This is a genomic window from Lacibacter sp. H407, from assembly GCF_037892605.1.
Classification (GTDB): Bacteria; Bacteroidota; Bacteroidia; order Chitinophagales; family Chitinophagaceae; genus Lacibacter.
Window position 1 is genome coordinate 4,184,846 of sequence record NZ_JBBKTU010000001.1, and the last position, 20,613, is coordinate 4,205,458.

A 20,613-nucleotide genomic window follows, 5' to 3' on the forward strand; every position below is an offset into this window, starting at 1 on the left:
CCGGTAGCGCCCTGCTAAATGTATTACTCACCTTGGAAAACCTTCTTCAAATAAGCCGTATTCGCTCCGTAATTAAACTTGGTATCGGAGGGTTTCTTTGCATCCCTGCTACGTTCAATCACCAACCAACCACTCCAACCAATTTCATCCAATGTCTTTTTCACTTTGTACATATCTATTTGCGGATCGTTCTCTAACCAAACACTGTCTTTATTAGTAGCATGGATCATGCTGATACGGTCTTTACCGAGAATTTTTATTTCGCTGATGAGGTCTCTGCCTTCTTTTAAAGGATTGGAAAAGTTGAAATAAATTTTAATTGCTGGTGAACCGATCTGTTTCAGCAACTCCACTTCTTCTTTTGCAGTGAGTGAAGTTTCAATACCGATGATAACACCTGCTTCTTCAGCCAGCTTACCTGCAACTTTTAATCGTGCAATCACTGAATCACGAATGGCTGGATTCTTTTTGATATCACACTGCACACCCAATGGCAGGAATGCATGTTTTACATTCATCAGCTTCATGGTTTTGATACAGTCTTCAATGCTGCGGATATATTCTGCACGGCCGCAAAATGATTGTGCATAGTAACCCGTCATTGCCAGACAGAATATCTCAACTTTATTTTCTTTAGCTGTTTGGATGAATTGATTGCGGACGCTATCGATCAATAATTGATTATCGAATGTTGGACGATTGCCCAATCCTCCCATATCCACTTCTACTCCATCTGCTTTCAGTTGCGCAGTTAAAGTAATGGCTCCAAGTTTCTGGCGCTTGAGTAACATCAAATCGATCAAACCGATTTTATAACGCTGATTGGTTCTTGCCATTTCTACTTCATTTGCAAATACACGTTCTAAATTTTCAAACCCTTTTACAGCATATGCAGGAAGTTTTTCTCCATTGTCACCAAACACAAACAAACTATTCTCCGGCTCGATGGTGATTTTTGATTCATCAATGTTGCCTTTTGCATCCTGGATGGCTTTGATATTTAAACCCAGCTGTTTTGCCATGAACTCATATACAGGTGTACGTTTGGTAATACCGAAATCATGCTTGTCTTGCGGCAAGTGAACATTGGTTACATTTTCTTTTTTGTTGTACCAACTGTACATGGTTTGCAAATAAGGAAAATCATGTTCAGGCATTTTATCTGTCCAGTCGCCACCATCACTTACAACCAACTGGGGACGAGGCGCTGCCATTGCCGAAATCTCTACATTGTTTGTACGTCCACCGCAAGCATGAATATTCATTCCGCTTTCGCAGGGACAACCGCCATAGAAATAAGACGACAATGAAACAACAGGTGCAGAAACTTTGATCCGATCATCCAATGCTGTCATTAACACAGTGTGACTGCCACCACCTGAGCCACCGGTAATGGCTACACGATTTGTATCTGCATTCTTCTGTGCCAGTAAATAATCAAGAATACGGATAGCGCCTAATGCCTGTATGGTCATTGCTAAACTTCTGCGATGATCTTCAATATTGAATTGCAATAATGATTCGCCCCATGCAAACAGATCGTAACTGAATGCCATTGCCCCCATCTTTGCCATTGCTGCACAACGGTATTGACAATCGGCACGATAACGTTGTTTTTCCCAATGACCATCGGGATTTAAGATAACAGGGATTTTGCCTTTATACTTTAATGGTTTGTATAATGATCCGTTGATCCATACACCGGGTAAAATTTCGATAGCGATATTTTCTACTGTGTAACCATCGAAGATGCGTTTAGCTGTAACGATTGGCTTACTGTTTGGTGCTGCCGGTAAATGATCTAACTGCAACGCTTCTTTTAAACAGGGTTTTAATTCTGCTTTTCGTTTCTCCCACTCTTCCACTGTTTTGTATTGTGCGGCAATACGATCCATTTCTGCCCATCCCTCTTCGACCGGCCAGCGGTAATATTCATAAGCACTTAACTTGTATTGCTTGTCTTTTTCCTTTTTTACTTTTAGTTCAAGCGGCTTCAGAATATTATCAAGCGTTACTTCTACATCGGGACGATATTTCCATTCGGCATAGGTAACCATTTTGTTCTTTACCATACTGTCAACAAACTTGATGGTAACGCCGTATTTCTTTTGTACATCGTTCAATACTTCCTTTAAAGGTTTGCTGTATTGATTATCGGTGTTGAGTTGTGCGAAGGAGTTAAACCACAGAGACACGAAGGCACAGAGAAGAAGAAAGGGTTTCACGCAAAAGTGCAAATTAGAAAAGGGCTTGTGCGCTTTGTGGAAAATCGTTGTGTTCCTTGGAATTGAAAAAAAGGATGAGTCATGTATTTCAGTACAAGAGTGCGACGCAACGATGTTGCTATAAAAAACTGAAGCTTGTCCCATATTCACTTTCTTGCAATTTATTATTTTAAAACACACTTTCTTCATTAAAACCTGAACCGGCAAATGATTGCACATCCACTTTCTGAATCTGTAACCGTTCGCACCAATGTTCAAAGCGGCTATGTATATCATCAAGCGTATTGCGTTGTTCTGGTGTTAACTTGGCTGCAACGGCACGACTGATAGTTCTTACAGGCAAGCCCCGCTTTTGTAAAAAATATTTTGCACTCATGGGATATGCAATATGAATGAGCGGATCGACTTTTGTCAACTCTTCCTGTAACCATTTCACTTCTTCCTGTTTATCGGGATTGGTTGCATTGTTCACCATCCACACCATTACTTCTGGATAAAAATTACCAGAAATGGATGACATGCCTTTCGCTCCCTGTTGCAGACTGAATGATGCATTGGGCGTATGTGCATCATAAAACTCCATACTGTTATTCGTCTCTTTCAATATCGCAAGTTTCGCTTGCACATTTTCATGTGTGATCGAAGTATCCTTATGATAAGTCAATCGATTTGCTGAAAGTAATTGGCGGAACACATCTGGACTGATGATACGTTTGTATGGTGCCGGACATTCGTACATACCCAAAGGAATATTACCTGTAGCCTGGAACAGTTGCTCAAAATTGCGTAACAACACATCATCACTATCTTCTTCTTTTGCAAAGTGCCCCGTGATCATGATCGCAGCATCAATACCCGTATCATAAATTTTACGAATGAAAAGTGCTTTGTCTGCAATGGTGAGCCCAAACGAACCTGTTGCAACAACAGGCACACGCCCTCTCACCTGTTTTACAATATGTGCAGTCAGGTTCAATCGTTCATTTTCTGTGATGCTGAACATTTCGCTGCTGAGACAGTTGGCGAAGAAACCTTTTACACCGGCAGCTAAATAAAATTCGATCAATGTAGTTACCACATCCAGGTCAACCTCTGCTTTGAGATCGTATGGAGTGATCATAACCGGGACAAACTTTTTATCAGGCATAACAACCATTTTTTGAGTGCATAAATGTGCAATCATTCAAACCTTTATAAAATGCTGCATTTAACTATTCTGCTGTACAATTTTACTGTTTCGAGGGTCGGAGTTTGGCTATGAGCAAACCTGTAAGGAAAATGCTCAGCGTTCCCACCACAATGATCATGTTTTTATGTAACGGATTGCGGAGAAATGCATACTCTCCTTCCAATCTGCCGGAGAACGTCATCCATAAGATAACAATAATACCAATGATAACGGCCGTTATTGCTGCAGCGTTTTTTGCCTGACGGCTGATAAGTCCCAACAAAAACAAACCCAGCATACCGCCTGCGAAAATGCCGCTCAGCTCCCACCAGATATCGAGGAGACTTTTTGCGCCGATCATTGCCAAACCTGTACACAAACCAACCACACCGAAAGCGATTGTTGACACATGTAGTAAGTACAACTTTCGTTTATCCGTAATATCAGGCTTAATATATTTCTGATAAATATCAACGGTGAATACAGTTGCTGATGCATTCATATTACTGCTAATGGTACTCATAGCGGCTGATAATAAAGCAGACACAATTAAACCAACCAAACCTGTTGGAATATTATTCACCATAAAAAACGGCAATACCTTGTCACCATAATCAGCGGCGGTTAAAGATGCAGCGAGTTGTTTTACTTCTGCTGATGTTGCAGCTACACCTAAACGTTCAGCCGCTACCTGCAATTTCACCGGATCGATCAATCCCGGTTGTGTTTGATAAAATGCATACAAGGCTGTGCCGATCACAAAAAATAAAAACGAAGCAGGTACATAGATCCATACACAAAGCCAAACTGATTTACTCGCCTGCATTGATGTTTGGGCAGTGTGATAACGTTGAATATAATTCTGATCCATCCCGAAATTATTCAGGTTGATGAAGAAGCCATAAAACAACACTACCCAAAAAGTTGATTCAGTAAAGTTGGGTGAGAAGCTGCCAAGACTTGTTTTATGATCAGTTGTTGCTACATCAATGATCGTTGAGAAACCACCGGGAATTTCTTTCACCACCAAAAACAAGATCAACAACGCACCCAATGTTTTAATGATGCCTTGTGCTACTTCTGTCCAGATCACCGCTTCAATACCACCAAGCACTGTGTAAATAATAATACAGATGCCCATCACGATCATGATCGATTGCATGCTGAAACCTGTGAGTGCCTGCAGACTTAATGCAATACCAAAAAAGATAGAGCCCATTCTTGCAAACTGCGTGAGCAAAAAACAAATCACGGTATAGGTTCTTGCCCATGGGCCGAAACGTTTTTCCAGATGTGTGTACGCTGATATTTCTCCGGTGTTGCGATAGAACGGTACAAAATATTTTGATGCGAGCCATGCTGCCAATGGCATAGAAATACTGAACACAAATGCATTCCAGTTACTGCCGAATGCTTTGCCTGGTACGCCTAAAAAAGTATTGCTGCTTAAAAATGTGGCGTAGATGGAAAGACCGATCGCCCAGCCAGGAATTTTTCCGGATGCTTTGGTAAACTGATCGCTGTTTTTATTCTTGCGTGAAAAATACATGCCGATGCCGATCATGGCAAGCATGTATACGGCAATCACCGCAAGATCAATAAATGGCAAATTGTGCATCGTCTGGAATAATATTTTTATGTAGCCATCAGCATTGCTACTATCATCTGCGGTTGCGTCGCACTCTTCAACTTACTGCAATCCTACTCATCATTCATTACTCATCACTCATTCTTTAATCATCCGTTGTTTTTCCTACAGTCTCTTTCGCTCCCGGCCATTGCTTATTTACAATTTCTTTTAACTCCAGTTTACTCGGATCAACCACTACATGTTTGATCTTTTCTCTTCTCCATGTATAAACAATATGCACCATTCCATCTTTTGTTTGTATCACCGATGGATACGAATATTGACTGATGGGTGAATCTTCCAATATCAATGCGGCACTCCACACTTTACCATCTTTGCTGATGGCAACGTTCAATGGCGTACGTGGACCTTTTCCATTTACCCATGATGCATTTGGCAAATTATGATTGTACACCAACAACTGTCTTCCATCTTTCAATGTTACGGCATCTGTACCTGAATTATTATTTGGCAATGCTGATGCCTTCATTTCACTCCATGTTTTACCACCATCGCTGCTCCAACTTTCATTCAATGTTGTGTTTCTGCTGCGACAAAGAATCTGTAAACGGCCATCAGCATACTTTAAAATACTTGGCTGAATAGCTTGTAATATTTTAGGATCATTGATGGCTTCGGTCTTCGTCCATGTTTTTCCAAAATCTTTTGTGAATTCAATATGTGCTTTCCAACCCGTTTTTTCTGTACTGCTCGGGCAAAACAACACACCGTTGATCAATTCAGGTTTGTTTTTGATGGGGCCAAGAAAACCTTCAGGCAAGGCTTCCCTTTCGCTCCATGTGTGACCATTGTCTTTGCTGCGTTTCATCCAGCCCGTCCAGCCTGCTACATTAGGTCCTATTTTATAAAATAACAACAGTTCACCATTTGGTGCATAAAACAAAACAGGATTGTAAGTAGGATAGCGCAATGTATCATTCATTACACCGTCAGCAACTTTTGCAGGTGCTGTCCATTGGCCGTTCTTGAAATGACTTGTCCAGATGCACACATCTTTGTAGCCTTCTTTTGTACCGCCAAACCAGGAAGCAATTAAACCTTCCGGTGTTTCTGCAATTGTTGCAGCATGACTTTCAGGAAAACTTGCACGATCGAAAATGAATTCATCTTTTACTATTCCTTTTCTGAATTTCTTATTGCGGATAAATGTGTAGTTGCCGGATGCTACTTCAAGTATAATTGATCCTTCATCTTCTTTAATGAATTTAATGTCTTTGCTGTTTGTAATCGACAATCCACTTTCAGTAATTTCTTCCATACTGTTTGCTGGAATATAAACCGTTGCTGATGTATTGGCCGGTATACTGATCTTCCATTCAAATTTGTCTACTGAGTTATTCCATTCGCTTTTGATCAATCCATGAAAACTATTGTACGATGCTTTTACAAAATCCAAACCTGCAGGATTGGTTGGTTTCATGATGATCTTCTTGAATGCCACATCTGTTTTGTTTGTTCTGATGCCTGCAAGATTTTCATAGAACCAGGTTAGCAGATCTCCCAACAACATTACATGATTCTGGCTGTTCATATTGGGATCGGCTGTGTTACCATTCCACAATTCCCAGATAGTGGTTGCACCATTCTCTGCCATATAACCCCAGCTGGGATAGGTTTTATTTGATGCCATGATGTAAGCAAGATCAGGATAACCATACTCCGTTAAACCACGCATGATCCACTGTGAACCAATTAAACCGGTACTGATATGTCCATGATTTTCTACATGCGTTTTGATCCTGATCTTTTCAAACACTGCTGTGCGTAGCGAATCTGGACAAATACCAAAATACAACGGCAACAAATTAGCAGTAACCGTATTGTTGCTGTATTGTTTCAATTTCGGATTGTAGAATGTTTGTTGAAATGCATTGCGGATGCTATCGCTTAACAAACCATAATACGTTGCGTCTTCTTTGTTGTTAGTGATATTGGCAAAACGCTGCATGTATGAAAGCAACTTGTAATAGTAAGCCGTTGCAATCAACTTGCCATCCGTTAAACGATTGGTATCTTTTGCATGAATGAGATTCAGGCTTTCAGGTGGCACACACCAATCACCATATTTATCACGGGTAACAATATAATCTTTCATGTATTTCGCTTTCATGTACATCATCCATTTCTTCATCGATGGATAATGCTTTTGAATCGGCGTAACATCACCAAACTGGTTGTACAAATTATTAGTGACAAAGAAATATGCAGCAGGCCATGTCACATCATCGCTGTAATAATTCCAGAATGCAGGTGCTACATCGGGAATGCTTCCTTCTTCTGTTTGACTGTCTTCAATATCCTGCATCCACTTTGCATACAGTGTTGCATTATTGAACACATAACTTTCGCCCTGCGAACCAACTGTACGATCGCCTAACCAAGGTTGACGTTCGTTGCGTTGCGGACAATCAACCGGCATGCCTTTATAATTCGATGCAATGCCCCACCATGCATTTTGATAAATGCGGTTGAGTGTTGCGTTCGCCGTTTGAAATGATCCAGTTGTTTCAATTGCATCATACACTAAGTTTCCTTCAAACTGGTTAATGGTTGGTATACCGGGAAATGTTGATACTTCCACATAGCGGAAACCATTGTACACAAAAGAAGGTTGCCAGCTTTCATTGGCTATTCCTTTCAACGTATAAATATTCGTCACCTTTGCATCTCTTAGGTTGGCGACAAACACTTCTCCATTTGATTGTAAACTCTCAGCAAAACGTAGTGTGACCTTCTCTCCTTTTTTACCGTTGATGTTTTGCAGTTTGATCCATCCTGCGAAATTCTGTCCCATATCAAGGATATATTTTCCGCTGGCAGTTTTTTTAATAGAAACAGGCTTGATGGTTTTCATTACTTTCATTGGCTCACTCATTTGCGCTACCATCTTTCCTGCTGGCGCTTCTACTAATTCAGGCTGCATCCATTTACTGTCGTTAAAGCCTGCATTCGCCCAGCCATTGAATTCTTTTGTTGCATCATATTCTTCACCGTCGTATTCGTTGTTGGTGCGGATCGGGCCATCCACATTTAATTTCCAGCTTTCATCACTCACCACCGTTTTCTTTGTTCCATCTGCATATTCAATTTCCAGTTGCAATAACAATTTGGGAAAACCGAAGGTGTTATGCTTTTGTGTTTTATAATTCTGACGCATAGTGAAAAAACGACCATTGCCTAATACAGTAGCAATTGCATTATTTCCTGCTTTGATCTGTGACGTTACATCATATGTGTTGTAGAAATAAGTCTTGCGATAATCAGTAGGGTTTGGTGCCAGCACCTGGTCGCCAATCTTTTTACCATTGATATATAATTCATACATACCTAAGCCGGAGATATAAACAGTTGCACGTTTTACTGCAGGCTTGCTTGTAAATTCTTTACGCAGATATCTTGCGCTTAATCTGCTCCATTGTGTAATACTATCCCATGCAGAACCTTTATCATAGCCGATCCATTTGGCAGTCCATTGTTCTTTAGCTAACCCTGTTGAGAAGAACGCCGTTTGTGTTGACTGCGCCTGTCCTTTATTGGTTTGTACAATTACTTTCCAGAAATATTTTTTTTCTGCCTGCAACGCTGCTCCATTGTATTGCACATGCAGTGATTGATTGCTGTTGATGCTACCGGAATTCCATACATCGCCTTTATTCAGTTGCAGGTTTTGTGCAGAACTGCTTACCAATATCTGATAGCTCGTTTGCACAACATTGCGTTGGTTGCTTTGCAACTGCCAGCTTAATCTTGGTTGCTTTACATCAATGCCTTGCGGATTCAGCAGCATTTCGCAACGGAGATTACTCACTGTTACCTGTGCAGTTAATTGCTGAATAGAAATAATCAGAACAAGTATCGTTAATATGCGTTTCATTTTCACTGTGCAGAGAAGTTAAAGTATAAATTGATATGCAAAGCCCTCGACGGATCTTTTTCGTAATCGTAAAAAATATTCTTGCTGCCCATCGGGCCTGTTGTTTCGTTGCGTTGTGTTTTACTGCCGATGCTGCTGATGCCATTCATAAACGAAATGTCACCAGTTGGAAACAATGGTTCATAATTATGCCACTGATCGGTTTTCCATGCAGGTGTAAACAGTCGCAGGAACAGTCCTTCGTTTTCGGTTACAACTGTAAAGCGATTTGTTTTGTTGAAGAAATAACCACCATAGAAATTGGAATGATAACCTTTGAACTCCGGATAGATCCAAGGCGATTCTCCAGTTTCGGTATTATTATAGGTTTTACTCCACACACCAAATTGATTTCCTTTCAGACGGTTCTTCCAGACACGATATGGACCATCGCCCATATAAGTGACTGACTGAATTTCTTTTTCAGGGAATGAAAAATTGATACCAGCGAAATTGGTGAAATAGGCAGCAGGAAAATAACTCACCTGCATCTGCACCCACCCTGACGGATAGATCGTCCACTTGAGTGTGTTGTAACTTTCCTTCTGATTGAAAGTTGATTCCAACACAAGATTGTTTCCATCTTTATATTGTTTAAATGATTTGAAATTATTCACGCCTTCCTGCAATACCGGGCCATTGTTAAATGGCAAGGCTCCTTTTGCATTCTTCACCGAAACAAGCAAGCCATTATTTTTATTCAGCACAACCGTTACATCTTTTACCGAAACAGTCAGCAACGAATCTGCGTCTGAAGTATTGATGATATTGTTGCCTTCTTTTACGATCATTCTTGCTCCTGTTGTTGCAGGGCTGCTGATCGGGAAACTCCAGGTTAACAATTCTTTTTGGTAACGGTCTTTGACTGTTACATACAGCACATCATAATTTTTCCAATCGGTTGGCAAGGGAATTTGTACAAAGCCTTTTGCGCCGGGTGGAATATCGGGTGCTGTTGCTTTGCCTTCTGTTTCTTTTGAAGTGGTGATATCAAAGCGTTTCAGCTTCCAGCTGACACTGCATTCGTTTGTATTGGTGAAGTGATAACGATTCTCAATGTTGAGCTTTCCATCAAAACTTTCAGCAATTTCTCTGCGTTCAAAAAACACCGGGCTCCACACTTCTTTAATGGTATAAAAGCTTGCTTCTTTTTCGTGATGCGGACCAACAATACCATCTGCTGCACGATGCTTATCAGTATCCAAAGAATCGTTCTTGTCTTTTCGTACAACTGCATTGTCTGCAAAGTCCCAAAGAAAACCACCCGCACTTAACGGGTTGTGCCACATCTTTTCCCAATAGTCTTCAATGCCTGCGCCATGACCACCATCAAACTGTCCGTGTAAAAATTCTGTTGGCATCACGATCTCTTTCCCGTTCTCATAATTACCAATGCCGTAGTTATATTCACGGTAATGCTGCGTATCAAAGCCGCCAAACAATTGCCAGGGATGCACTACAGGACGATGTTGAAAATCAAACTCCGTAAAGTATTTATCGAGTGCAAGATTGTGACCGCCTTCATTTCCATTTGCCCAGAAGATGATGGAAGGATGATTGACGTCATGATCGATCATCTCTTTTAGCAACTTTTTCCCTGTCGGTTCATCATAATTGCCATGCCATCCTGCGAGTTCATCCATTACAAACAAACCAAGGGAATCACACACATCTAAGAAATGATCATCTGGCGGATAATGACTCATCCGCACTGCATTCATGTTCATTTCTTTCATAAGCAATACATCTTCAATACTGATCTGCTTGCTAGTGGTTCTTCCAGTTTCTGGACGAAAAGCATGACGGTTCACACCTTTCATTTTTACTTTCACACCATTGACATAAATACCATCTCGTTGTTTTACTTCTACTGTGCGGAAACCGAATTTTTGAGAGACTGTATGAAGTGGTTTTTCATCTTGATAGAGAGTAAATACTGCCGTATATAAATTTGGAAATTCAGGACTCCATTGCAAGATATCCTTACAAAAAATTTCAACACCATATATGTCAGTATAATCACCTATAGCCAAATTTTGTTTTACTATAGTTTTAGCGTTCTTGTCAAGCAATTCAACTGTAAAAGAATTTGCTCTTCCATATGTTTTAGTCTTTAGATTAGCATAAAATCTCCCATCAGCTTTTGCATCAATTAAAACTTGACTGATATGGAAAATCGGCATTACTTCCAACCATACCGGCCGAAAGATGCCGCCAAATATCCAGAAGTCTGCTTTTCGTTCTGCTTCATTCACCGATTGATTGGATGAATGTTTGGCAACTGTTACCTCAAGCAGATTTTCTTTTCCGTAATTGAGCAATTTACTGATATCATATTTGAATGCATAGAAAGCACCTTGATGCACCTCACCGACAGACTTACCATTTACTTTTACCTCTGCATCGGTCATCACTCCTTCAAATACAATGTTGATGACTTTACCTTTCCAGTTGGCAGGCACATTGAACCGATGTTTGTACAAACCTTTTTCCTTTCCACGTACACTGTCTTTTGCGAAACCATAATCGTATTTGCCAAAGCCCTGCAATTCCCAGCAACTGGGCACAGCAATCTTTGTCCACTTGTTGGCATTCATTCCACCGGTGCAAAAGAAATCCCATTGCACGGTTTGATCGCTCCCTGTTCCGGAGAGGTAGACTTTTTCTGTTGTTTGAGCAGAAGAAAACAAAGGGAAGAAGAGAACCACGGAGATACAAAGAGCACAGAGATGCGCAAAGAATTTACTTTGTGCTGCTTTCTGTCTTTCTGTCTTTGTGGCAAATAAACCAATCATAGTTTTCCTGTAATTTTTTCCAGCTTCAGCGATGAAGCCACTTTCTTTCCATTCACCCACACAGTTAATCCTTTTCCTTTTTTGTATTTCAATCCGTCTTTATCCCAAATAATCGTAACGATCTTGCCGTGGTACAACACATTGTCAAGACAGAACCAATTCCATTTATTAACGGGCAGCAAAGGATTTACTTCAATAGTATTATCAGCTCTTGGGCGCAGACCAACAAGTCCGCTAATGATGAGATCATTAAACGTTGAATGATTATAATAACGGCTGCGTTCTTCATCACCCTTCAACCAGTAACCGGTTTTCTCATCAAGATATTCACCAATGTATGGGCGGCCACGATAGTATTGCGATTCAACATAAGTATTCAACAAACTGAAGTAATTACTATCGGCTACATAATCCTGTTTGTAATTATTCAGCAGGTTCGCCATGCCTGTTAATGTTTGTGCTGTTGCGAATGGCCATACCGCACCATCCCACTCACATTTACAACAACCATGTGTACGGAACTCCGGATGACTGCGATCGGCAGTTGTAATACCGAATGGTGCACAGAATGTTCTTGTGTCCATCAAACTTCTCCATGCAACGTTGTACGTATTATCGGGCATATTGAAATACCAGGGAATAAAACCAATCTCTTCTTTTACATTCGCTGCTGTATCGCCTTTCTCTTTTAACACTTCAAAGAAAGCATGTTTGCTGTTCCAAAGTTTGGTTTGGGTAAGTTGCTTTACCGAATCGGCTTTACGGTTATACAAAGCTGTAACGTCTGCATCGCCTTTCATCGCTGCCATTGCTGCAATGGCTTTGGCATTGCCAAACATATAGCCGTTGATGGAAGGCCGTGAATTTTTTTCTGTTCTGCCGCCGCTGATAGTTTCTTCCATTGCATCACGCACATCATACTGCCAGAATAAACCATCTGCTCTTTTCCGTTCGGTTTCCCAAGCTGCATAATTGATTTGCAGATCAGGCAACAGATCAAGTATAAACTTCATATCGCCGTTTACGAGATATCGATTGTAAATCGCATCTTCATTCCATCCGCTATAAAAACGTAGTTTCTTTAAGGGCTTACCCTCGTTGCCACGGTACCACACATGCAGGTTGTTATCCATGTAGGTTTTATCGTGCAGCCAGCGACTTTCGTAAATATGATGACCAAGTCCACTGGAGATGAGATTGTATTTATCAGCATAACTGCGTTGGATCAGGAACTCCGTAAACACAAATCCTTTTTCTGTTTTCTTGATGTGCTTACGTAAGGTCCACCAACGGTAATAAAAGATCTCTTCAAAATTCTGTTGCGGACATTCAAACAAAGGAATATTCTTCTTCATCCATTCCCAGCTTTTTGCATTGGGGATGGCCTGCTCAATATTCGGTTCCTCCATTTTGTTGAAATAATCAACGTAGTGTTTGAACTGATCCTGTTTGAGGACAAGTGGCTTCAGTTGTGCGGATGAATTGAACCACAGAGACACAGAGACACAGAGAAATACAAAGAATTTTCTTTTCACATCAATGTTTCTGCTTGTATTTAAGTTATTTGGCGACATGCATTTCATCTTCTTCATCCTTAAATCCTGTAAATCCCGGTTCAGACTATTTTGTTTTTACGCTATGAATAAAATAAACTGCTTCCTTCGCTTTTGCATCAGCTCCCGGCAAATCATAATCCTGGTCGGTTGGTGTATCTGCATTGGGGAAGCGACGCACAGCTCCTGTACGGAACGATAACCGATCAACAGACTCAACCGGCTGGAAAAAAAGATTCAGATTAGGTTTACCGTTGTTAATCGTTACTGTATAGAAACGGGTTGTCGTATTCAGTTCGATTTTGATATTGAGCTGTTCGCCTGCATTGTATTTACCCAGACTCTTGTTTCGATAACCTTGTTTGGTTAAAATACTTCCGGTAGAATCGAGCATTAAACGAAGTGTAGCTGTTCCTTTTTTATCGAGCAATTCAATTTCAAGATTACCGGTGTTTGTTTGTTGTGCACTTACAGTAAACTCAACTGTTAGATTTTTTGATTCAGGAAAAATACGTTCTGCTTTTGCATAGTCAAACGGATCGCTATCGTGCAAGGCAACAACTTTTTGATTATTGATAGTCTCCACATTCACCCTGCACCAAAGCGGACTATAAATATTCCATTCATTCAGTTCTTTTCCTGCAGACATATTGTTGAATACATCATTCACATGTGATGATACTTTATTTTTTACAGGAACAGGAACACGACTCACCCACATATCTTCTTTGTTCATGCTGTAGGTCACCCACATGTTATTATCAGCAGGTTTGCCATCCATTTCCTGTATGCCACGTACATACTGCGGCCCATAACTTTTATAAGCACCCCCATAGCGCATGGAAGTGATCTCACCATTCACCAACAGAAGATTTTTATACTTCAATCCATCATCACTTACACTAACGGCCAAAGGCCAGCGAAATTCAGAAGGGTTGTACACTGTTGCATATTTCCCATCGCTGGTTTTCTGTCCCCATATCTTCGCATTGGAATTGACAAAACCCGGCGCCCTTGTTGGGTTGTATTGCCAGGTCTTCCCTTCGTCTTTTGAAATGCTTGTTAATGCAGACTTCCAAAGTCCCACTATATTGCCATTTGGTAAATGATAATAGTTGAATGCTTTAAAATCTTTTTGCAAAGGAATCAACGGATCGTTGCGATCGCCTTCTTCTACGGTTTGCATCATCAACAATGGAGTATTTAGAATTTCATCACAAACTGCAACAAAACCTTTGTCTTTTGATGATTTATAAAATGGATACGATGTATTCTTTTCACTGAAGGAATGATTATATCTCAAAAAGTGAATGGGGCCGAATGAACCATCAGCTTTTATTTCCCTGATTACACGACCAATACCATTCCCATCATTTGGATCATCTTTTTGTCCCAATGCAATTCCATAAAACGCCAATGCAAATAATCGTTTTGATTTTGATGTATAAAAACCAAATCGCTGATGCATAACTGCATAGCTATTCTTTGCTGTATCTGTCTTGCCTTCTTTTACAAAACCATCCGGTATTTTATATGGTGGGAAAATAACAACAGGATAAGTCCAGTTGTAGCCATCTTTTGAACTTTGCAATAGTGTTTGTCCTGGTGGAATATGTTCACCAACAGGATCGCTTAAATATTCCAAATAGAAAGTGTTGTTCCAATATGCCAGCATAGGCGCATGGTTGTATGTCCATGATGCAGCACCTGTGTCTGAACGATTGGCACGCATGGTTTGAATATTATGCACACCAACTGCAGGTGATAATTGTCCGTGATGATAATCAACGTTTGATAAGGTTGTACCAGTGTAGCGAACTGTATCTTGCGCCGTTACATTCGCACAGATCAATAATAATATTGAAGTAATTCTTTTCATTTTTATAAATATTCAACCGCTGTCAGGTTTTCAATAATCTCTTAATCACTTTTTTCTTCACCGGAACAATCGTTCCATGTTTATGCCCCTCCGGCACTTTTACTTTTGTTGTCACATTTTCAAACTTTACAAAGTCTTTTGTTGCAACCGCTTCATATATTTTCTTCCGATACGAATCAAAATAGATCAGCCATTCATCTTTCAGCTTCACCACCGAAGGACCTTCGGTGAAATTATCCGAGAAGGGTTTTGAAATATTCGTCCAAGGACCAAGTGGCGATGTGCCAAATGCCACTTTAATATTCCGTTCAGGTCTTGTATTATCTTTCAATACCAACACATAATCATCTTTCTTCCGTTTTACAATTACCGCATCAATAACGCTGAATTTCGGATCGATAAATAATTTTGTATCACTGAATGTTTTAAAATCAGGCGTTGTAGTAACATACATGCGATGATTGTTACTGTCTTCTTCAATCCCTCTCTCAAACCTGCCTGGGATACAACTTGCCCAGATAATGATGTATTGCTTTGCTTCGTCATCGTAAAACAATTCAGGCGCCCACACATTCACGGTTGTTGGTTCATTCTTCATTACCGGAATAAATTGCTGTTCACTCCAGTTGAATAAATCTCTTGATGAAGCATATCCAAAACCAAGATCACCACGCCAACTGCTTGTCCATACCAAATGAAAAGTACCATCGGGCCCTTGCACCATGCTTGGGTCACGCATCACTTTCTGATTACCCACTTTCGGTTGTAAAAGAACTGTATCAAGATCCGTCCAGTTTTTTCCATCATAACTGTACAACATCCGCAAACCTGCGTCGGCAGGTTCATGAAAGGATGTGAACAGGTATGCTTTTCTTGAACAGGAAGAAAGGAATAACAATAAAACAAAGCCCCATACTCCTACTCTTTCCCCGGAGGGAAAAGAGCGGCACACTCTTGCAAACACCAACTTAAAGTTCTTCCACATCATCATCTTATTATCTATCGACTTGTTTATGGCTTAGGGTTTTAAAGTCCCTCCTTTGGAGTGGTTTGGGGAGGCCTCAAGAATTAATACCCAATCGTTTCCGTCTTTCTGTTCACCGGGAGGATCAAAAGTGGTTGTACCTTTTTTATATCCCACAACCGGTTGTTGTTTACCGTTAGCCGGATTGAACCAGTTTGCTTTTGATGCAGCAAACTTCAGCTTCGTTGCATCAATCGTAAATGAGCTTCCGTTGTACACATAAAACATTGCATAGTTTGTCCCCCTTGTTGCAGCAACACGATTGTAACGTTCGCCACAGTCAACCACTAATTCCTGCGCAGGCACACGATCGAAATACGATTTACTCAACATAAGTTTTTTCAAATGAACCATTTGTGTTGCACCCGGAGATAACAACGCCTGCTTCCAGTTCATGGTGACACCATAGTTGGCTGTCCAATCGCCCATTTTATTAAACTGCATAGTTGCATTTTCACCATAGGTAAAACCTGCACCACCTGCAAACACACTCCAGTATGCATAGCGGCGAATATCTGCATCCGTCCAGCGGGGCTGTAAACTGTCGTGCAAACCATGTGGAATATTCTCGTATGAAGGTTCTCCATCCAATGTTGGCTTCACCGGTTTTAAGTTGTAATCAACAGCAATGAACTTCCAGTTGTCTTCGCCGTAATGATTTGTTTCGTTGCTGCTGGTATCCTGCGCATAATCTTTGTGCCCGCTTTGGAACATATTAAAATCAAGCCATGATTCGTTATGAAACCAATCGCTTGAAGATGTTCTGCCACGTGGATGATACGTCACTAAATGTTTCGGATCGTATTTCTTTAATGTGGGACCAATCACTTTCCACACATCCATTCCTTCTGTTCCCTTAACATCACCACCATTAAGCCAGATAATGTTTGTTTTGTTTTTATAACGATTTGCTAAAAACTTTGCATACGCTTCACCCTGCTGTGCATTTACTTTTCCTCCTTTTACATTGCTGCCCCAAACAGGAACCATCGCCATATAAATACCACGTTTCGCAGCTTCGTTCACAATAAAATCCACATGATCCCAATAATCGTAAGCAGTAGTATCGGCAAAATTATTTCCGGGAGTAACATTCGGCTTCGCTGCATCTTCATTGATCAACGCATAATCACCATAAACATTCTTTGTATTGTTCATGTCATGCAACACCATTACCTGCACTACATTAAAGCCTTGCTGCTTTCTTGTTTCGAGATATTTAATCGCATCTTCACGGCTGCACTTTACAAATAACAACCAACCGGTATCACCTATCCAGAAAAATGGTTTTCCATCTGCTGTTTGAAAAAACCGTTTGTTGGCAGATACTTTCAACTGTTGTACCTGCGCATTTGCAAACAATGAAAGCAATACAAACACTATCGTTAATCTATTCTTCATCTATTATCGTCTTTCGAGTTTTCTTGTAACTGTGTTATAAATAATACTGTTCTTCCCGTCGCTTAATACATACTCACTCGCATTGGCTGATGCAACAGGTTTCATTCCAACAGCAGCTTTTAAAATTGCTGCGTCAATGTTTTCAGACATTACAGGCAAACTTCCGCCTGCCATGAATGCCGCCATACCGAATTCAGGATAATTATCACCACTATAGATCACTGCTTTTGTTGGATATTTTGTGCGGTATTCTTTCACTGCACGATACACTTGCTCAAAGCTTGTTTTCTTTGGTTTCAGTAAACGTGCATGCTGACGTGGGGCCAAGTTCTCACCGCCTTTTGGTGCATAAGCTGTACCGTCGGTCTGGTAATGCCAGTAACGGATATCAATCAAATCAACAACGGAAGCATAAGCAGGTATATTTAAAATAGAATCCTGTATATCTTTTGTTACACTCAATCCAACGATCGGATGCTTGCCTGTTTCTTTCTCCCATTCACGAATTACATCGAGCCAGAACTTTACAAAATGTGTTGGGCCTGTAAATTCTTCACCAATCAATTGTATAACTCCGTTATTATCCTTGAAATTATTCAGGCATTGACGGATATACTTTTTATGCAATTCTCTGCGCACTGGATTGGAGATATCATAAAACTGCTCCGCATAAAAAATACGTTTGTCACCAGCATAATTTACCGGTTCAACAAATCCCGTGTTGTTGATATTGTTTGCAGTGCGCCATGGGAAATCGGCATAGTGTGCGCCTGCTTCAATAATGTTGTGCTGAAAATAATTCTGATGTACCAGTAACAATCCATTCTGATCAGCGAGATCAGCAAACTGTTTTAATCGACTCCAGTAAAACAAATTGAACTTCGTTAAATCATATTTACTCAATCCATCCCATGCTGTTTCTTTTCCACTTCTTGCATAAGGCAATTCATAAAACGGCGGCCATACTTCGCCATCCATTCTGCGGACACGTTGATGATCGTCTCTTCTTCTATCGTACCACAAACCATAGTTGTGTTCAATCGCAATAGTCTTTGAAATTTTCATTTCACTCACTACTTCGTTCAAATCATCCGTTAAACCTTTTCCAGAACGACCGGGAACAAAACGGGTGATATGCCATTTGGACTGTTGAATATCTCGACCCTGTACACCTCCATTCCACCATTGCACATTTGAACGTTTACCTGTGATGAGTTCATCTCCTCTAACTAATACACCGTTCTTGATTTGTAATGAAGGCGCAAGTGTTGGAACAATTGGTTTCTTAATTCCGATCTGATCAATTGTTTTACTGCTTCCTGCATCAACAGGGATTTTATTGCGACCTGATGCCTGTGCAATGAATTCTTTCAATTGTAATCTCGGCTTTGCTGCTTCTTTTGTAAGTGCCTGTGCTACTTCAACCGATGGACTGCTGCTTGCTTCTGTTGGCACATCCATGATCTGCCCTTGCTGATCAATATTTTTATTCAGTCGTTCATGCAACTGTGCATAGTACAAACTTCTTGGACTGATGGTATTATTCGATTCGTTCCAGTAGCCATCGCCTGCAAACTGGCTCCAGCTGCCGAATGCCCAGTTTTGTGCAGTTGGTGGTTTGTAACAATCGATGCGTGCTGCACTACAGTTCCAGAATAAACTATTGGCAGCGCTCCACCCTGCGCCATTTGCATCCTGCCAACGATTACCAAAACGCAATGCGTTGCCATCTACATTCACCACATCAAACAAAACGCCGCTTGCCCAGCTGTCAATTGTTCCGCTGAAACTATAAGACAACATTGATTCGCATTGTACAAATGCATTGGGACCTGGTGCGCAAAAACCAACAGCAAAATCATGGTAACCATTTTCAGCATAACAACGTTGAAACAAAGTTTGCTGACCGGTTGTTAAAAACGTATAACGACGTTGACCGCCGATTTCAGAAACTGGTGCCAGCGAAATACAGTCTTCAACAGTAACACGCTTGGAAGTTTCCAATACACTCACTGCACTTCCGGCAAAATGCTGAAAGGTTATTTGACGTACCCAGCAGTCTTCTGCATTTTCAATATTGATAGCATTCCAGCGATGATCTTCATCTTTTGGATTTGTTTTATCGAAAGTGGAAATCAACTTGATATTTTCAATGCCGCAATTATTAATACGGCCATCATTGTTATAGAAATACATTGTTGCTCCACCATAAGTTGTATCGAACGCAGTTGTAAGTGGTGCATCAATGTAAACTGTATTGCCTTCGATCTTTGTAATAGTGCGATCAAAATACAAGTCTCTGTCACCGGGTTTCCAACCCAATGCAGTAATACCTCCACCAAAATGATCAGTACCTAACAAGTTGATCCAGTTGGCTGTTGAAGGACGACGGATAATAATTTTATTTGAGTGATCTTTAAAATTTATCTGATCAACATGAAAACTCATAGCGTTTACCGGCACAAACGGATCGGTAATTTTTAAGCCGGTGAGTTCTTTTGAAATCGTATTCTTTCCAACGATCTTGATCAATGCTAACCGCCCTGTTCCTGCACCAACAATGGTTGTTGCATTGATGCCGCTTCCACGCAATACCACACCTGATGCAGCAATACGTAACTGTCCCAACACTTCATAAGTTCCTTTTTGTAATAACACTGTTCCACGAAAACCTTTTGCGTCTGCAGGCAGTGAAGCCACATAATCCAAAGCCGATTGAATGCGAAGTGTTGCATCACCTGCTTTCACAGGTACCACAACTTTCACATCAACATCGGGTATTGATTGTTCAGATGCTTTGTAACCACAATAAGAAAAATCAGGAATGCGATTCCCCTGCGCATCTGCCGTGTAGATCAATTTTCCTTTCTCACTATATAAAGGAGGAACAGGCTTTACCTGCTTTTGCGCAAGTAAAGCCTGTTGTATAAATAAGCAGAATAGAAATAGAATTTTGTATGCGACTTTTTTATTCACTGTTTGCCGGTTGATTTTAAATACACTC

The 20,613-nt window shown here is 40.6% G+C and carries 10 protein-coding genes; all 10 read right to left on the reverse strand.

All coding sequences use genetic code 11. From position 1 onward, the window contains the following. Positions 1-23: 23 nt before the first annotated feature. The 10 genes from WG989_RS18020 to WG989_RS18065 all read right to left on the reverse strand — a co-directional run bounded on the left by WG989_RS18020 (position 24) and on the right by WG989_RS18065 (position 20,585). Positions 24-2,195 (reverse strand): sugar phosphate isomerase/epimerase family protein, encoded by a 2,172-nt coding sequence (locus WG989_RS18020; protein WP_340431443.1) that lies wholly within the window; start codon positions 2,193-2,195, stop codon positions 24-26. Positions 2,196-2,394: 199 nt separating this feature from the next. Beyond that, positions 2,395-3,372, reverse strand: coding sequence for a dihydrodipicolinate synthase family protein (locus WG989_RS18025; RefSeq protein WP_340431444.1), 978 nt, complete (start codon positions 3,370-3,372; stop codon positions 2,395-2,397). An 82-nt stretch (positions 3,373-3,454) separates the two neighbouring features. Then, positions 3,455-5,011 carry a sodium:solute symporter family protein gene (locus WG989_RS18030; RefSeq protein WP_340431445.1) on the reverse strand — a complete coding sequence of 519 codons (1,557 nt, stop codon included), beginning with the start codon at positions 5,009-5,011 and terminating at the stop codon, positions 3,455-3,457. A 115-nt stretch (positions 5,012-5,126) separates the two neighbouring features. After that, a complete protein-coding gene (locus WG989_RS18035) occupies positions 5,127-8,918 on the reverse strand; it encodes a family 78 glycoside hydrolase catalytic domain (protein ID WP_340431446.1) in 3,792 nt (1,263 codons plus the stop codon). Positions 8,919-8,920: 2 nt separating this feature from the next. Then, positions 8,921-11,752 carry a glycoside hydrolase family 2 protein gene (locus WG989_RS18040; protein ID WP_340431447.1) on the reverse strand — a complete coding sequence of 944 codons (2,832 nt, stop codon included), beginning with the start codon at positions 11,750-11,752 and terminating at the stop codon, positions 8,921-8,923. Continuing rightward, the gene (locus WG989_RS18045; protein ID WP_340431448.1) at positions 11,749-13,287 is read right to left on the reverse strand and encodes an MGH1-like glycoside hydrolase domain-containing protein; all 1,539 of its coding nucleotides are present in this window, start codon (positions 13,285-13,287) and stop codon (positions 11,749-11,751) included. The genes WG989_RS18040 and WG989_RS18045 overlap by 4 nt, the downstream gene beginning before the upstream one ends. Positions 13,288-13,372: 85 nt before the next feature. Then, a complete protein-coding gene (locus WG989_RS18050; protein ID WP_340431449.1) occupies positions 13,373-15,184 on the reverse strand; it encodes an exo-alpha-sialidase in 1,812 nt (603 codons plus the stop codon). 22 nt (positions 15,185-15,206) lie between these two features. Further along, positions 15,207-16,169, reverse strand: coding sequence for a glycoside hydrolase family 43 protein (locus WG989_RS18055; RefSeq protein WP_340431450.1), 963 nt, complete (start codon positions 16,167-16,169; stop codon positions 15,207-15,209). 33 nt (positions 16,170-16,202) lie between these two features. Beyond that, a complete protein-coding gene (locus WG989_RS18060) occupies positions 16,203-17,609 on the reverse strand; it encodes a glycoside hydrolase family 140 protein (RefSeq protein WP_340431451.1) in 1,407 nt (468 codons plus the stop codon). A gap of 3 nt (positions 17,610-17,612) precedes the next feature. Next, positions 17,613-20,585 (reverse strand): DUF6298 domain-containing protein, encoded by a 2,973-nt coding sequence (locus tag WG989_RS18065; protein ID WP_340431452.1) that lies wholly within the window; start codon positions 20,583-20,585, stop codon positions 17,613-17,615. Positions 20,586-20,613 lie beyond the last annotated feature (28 nt).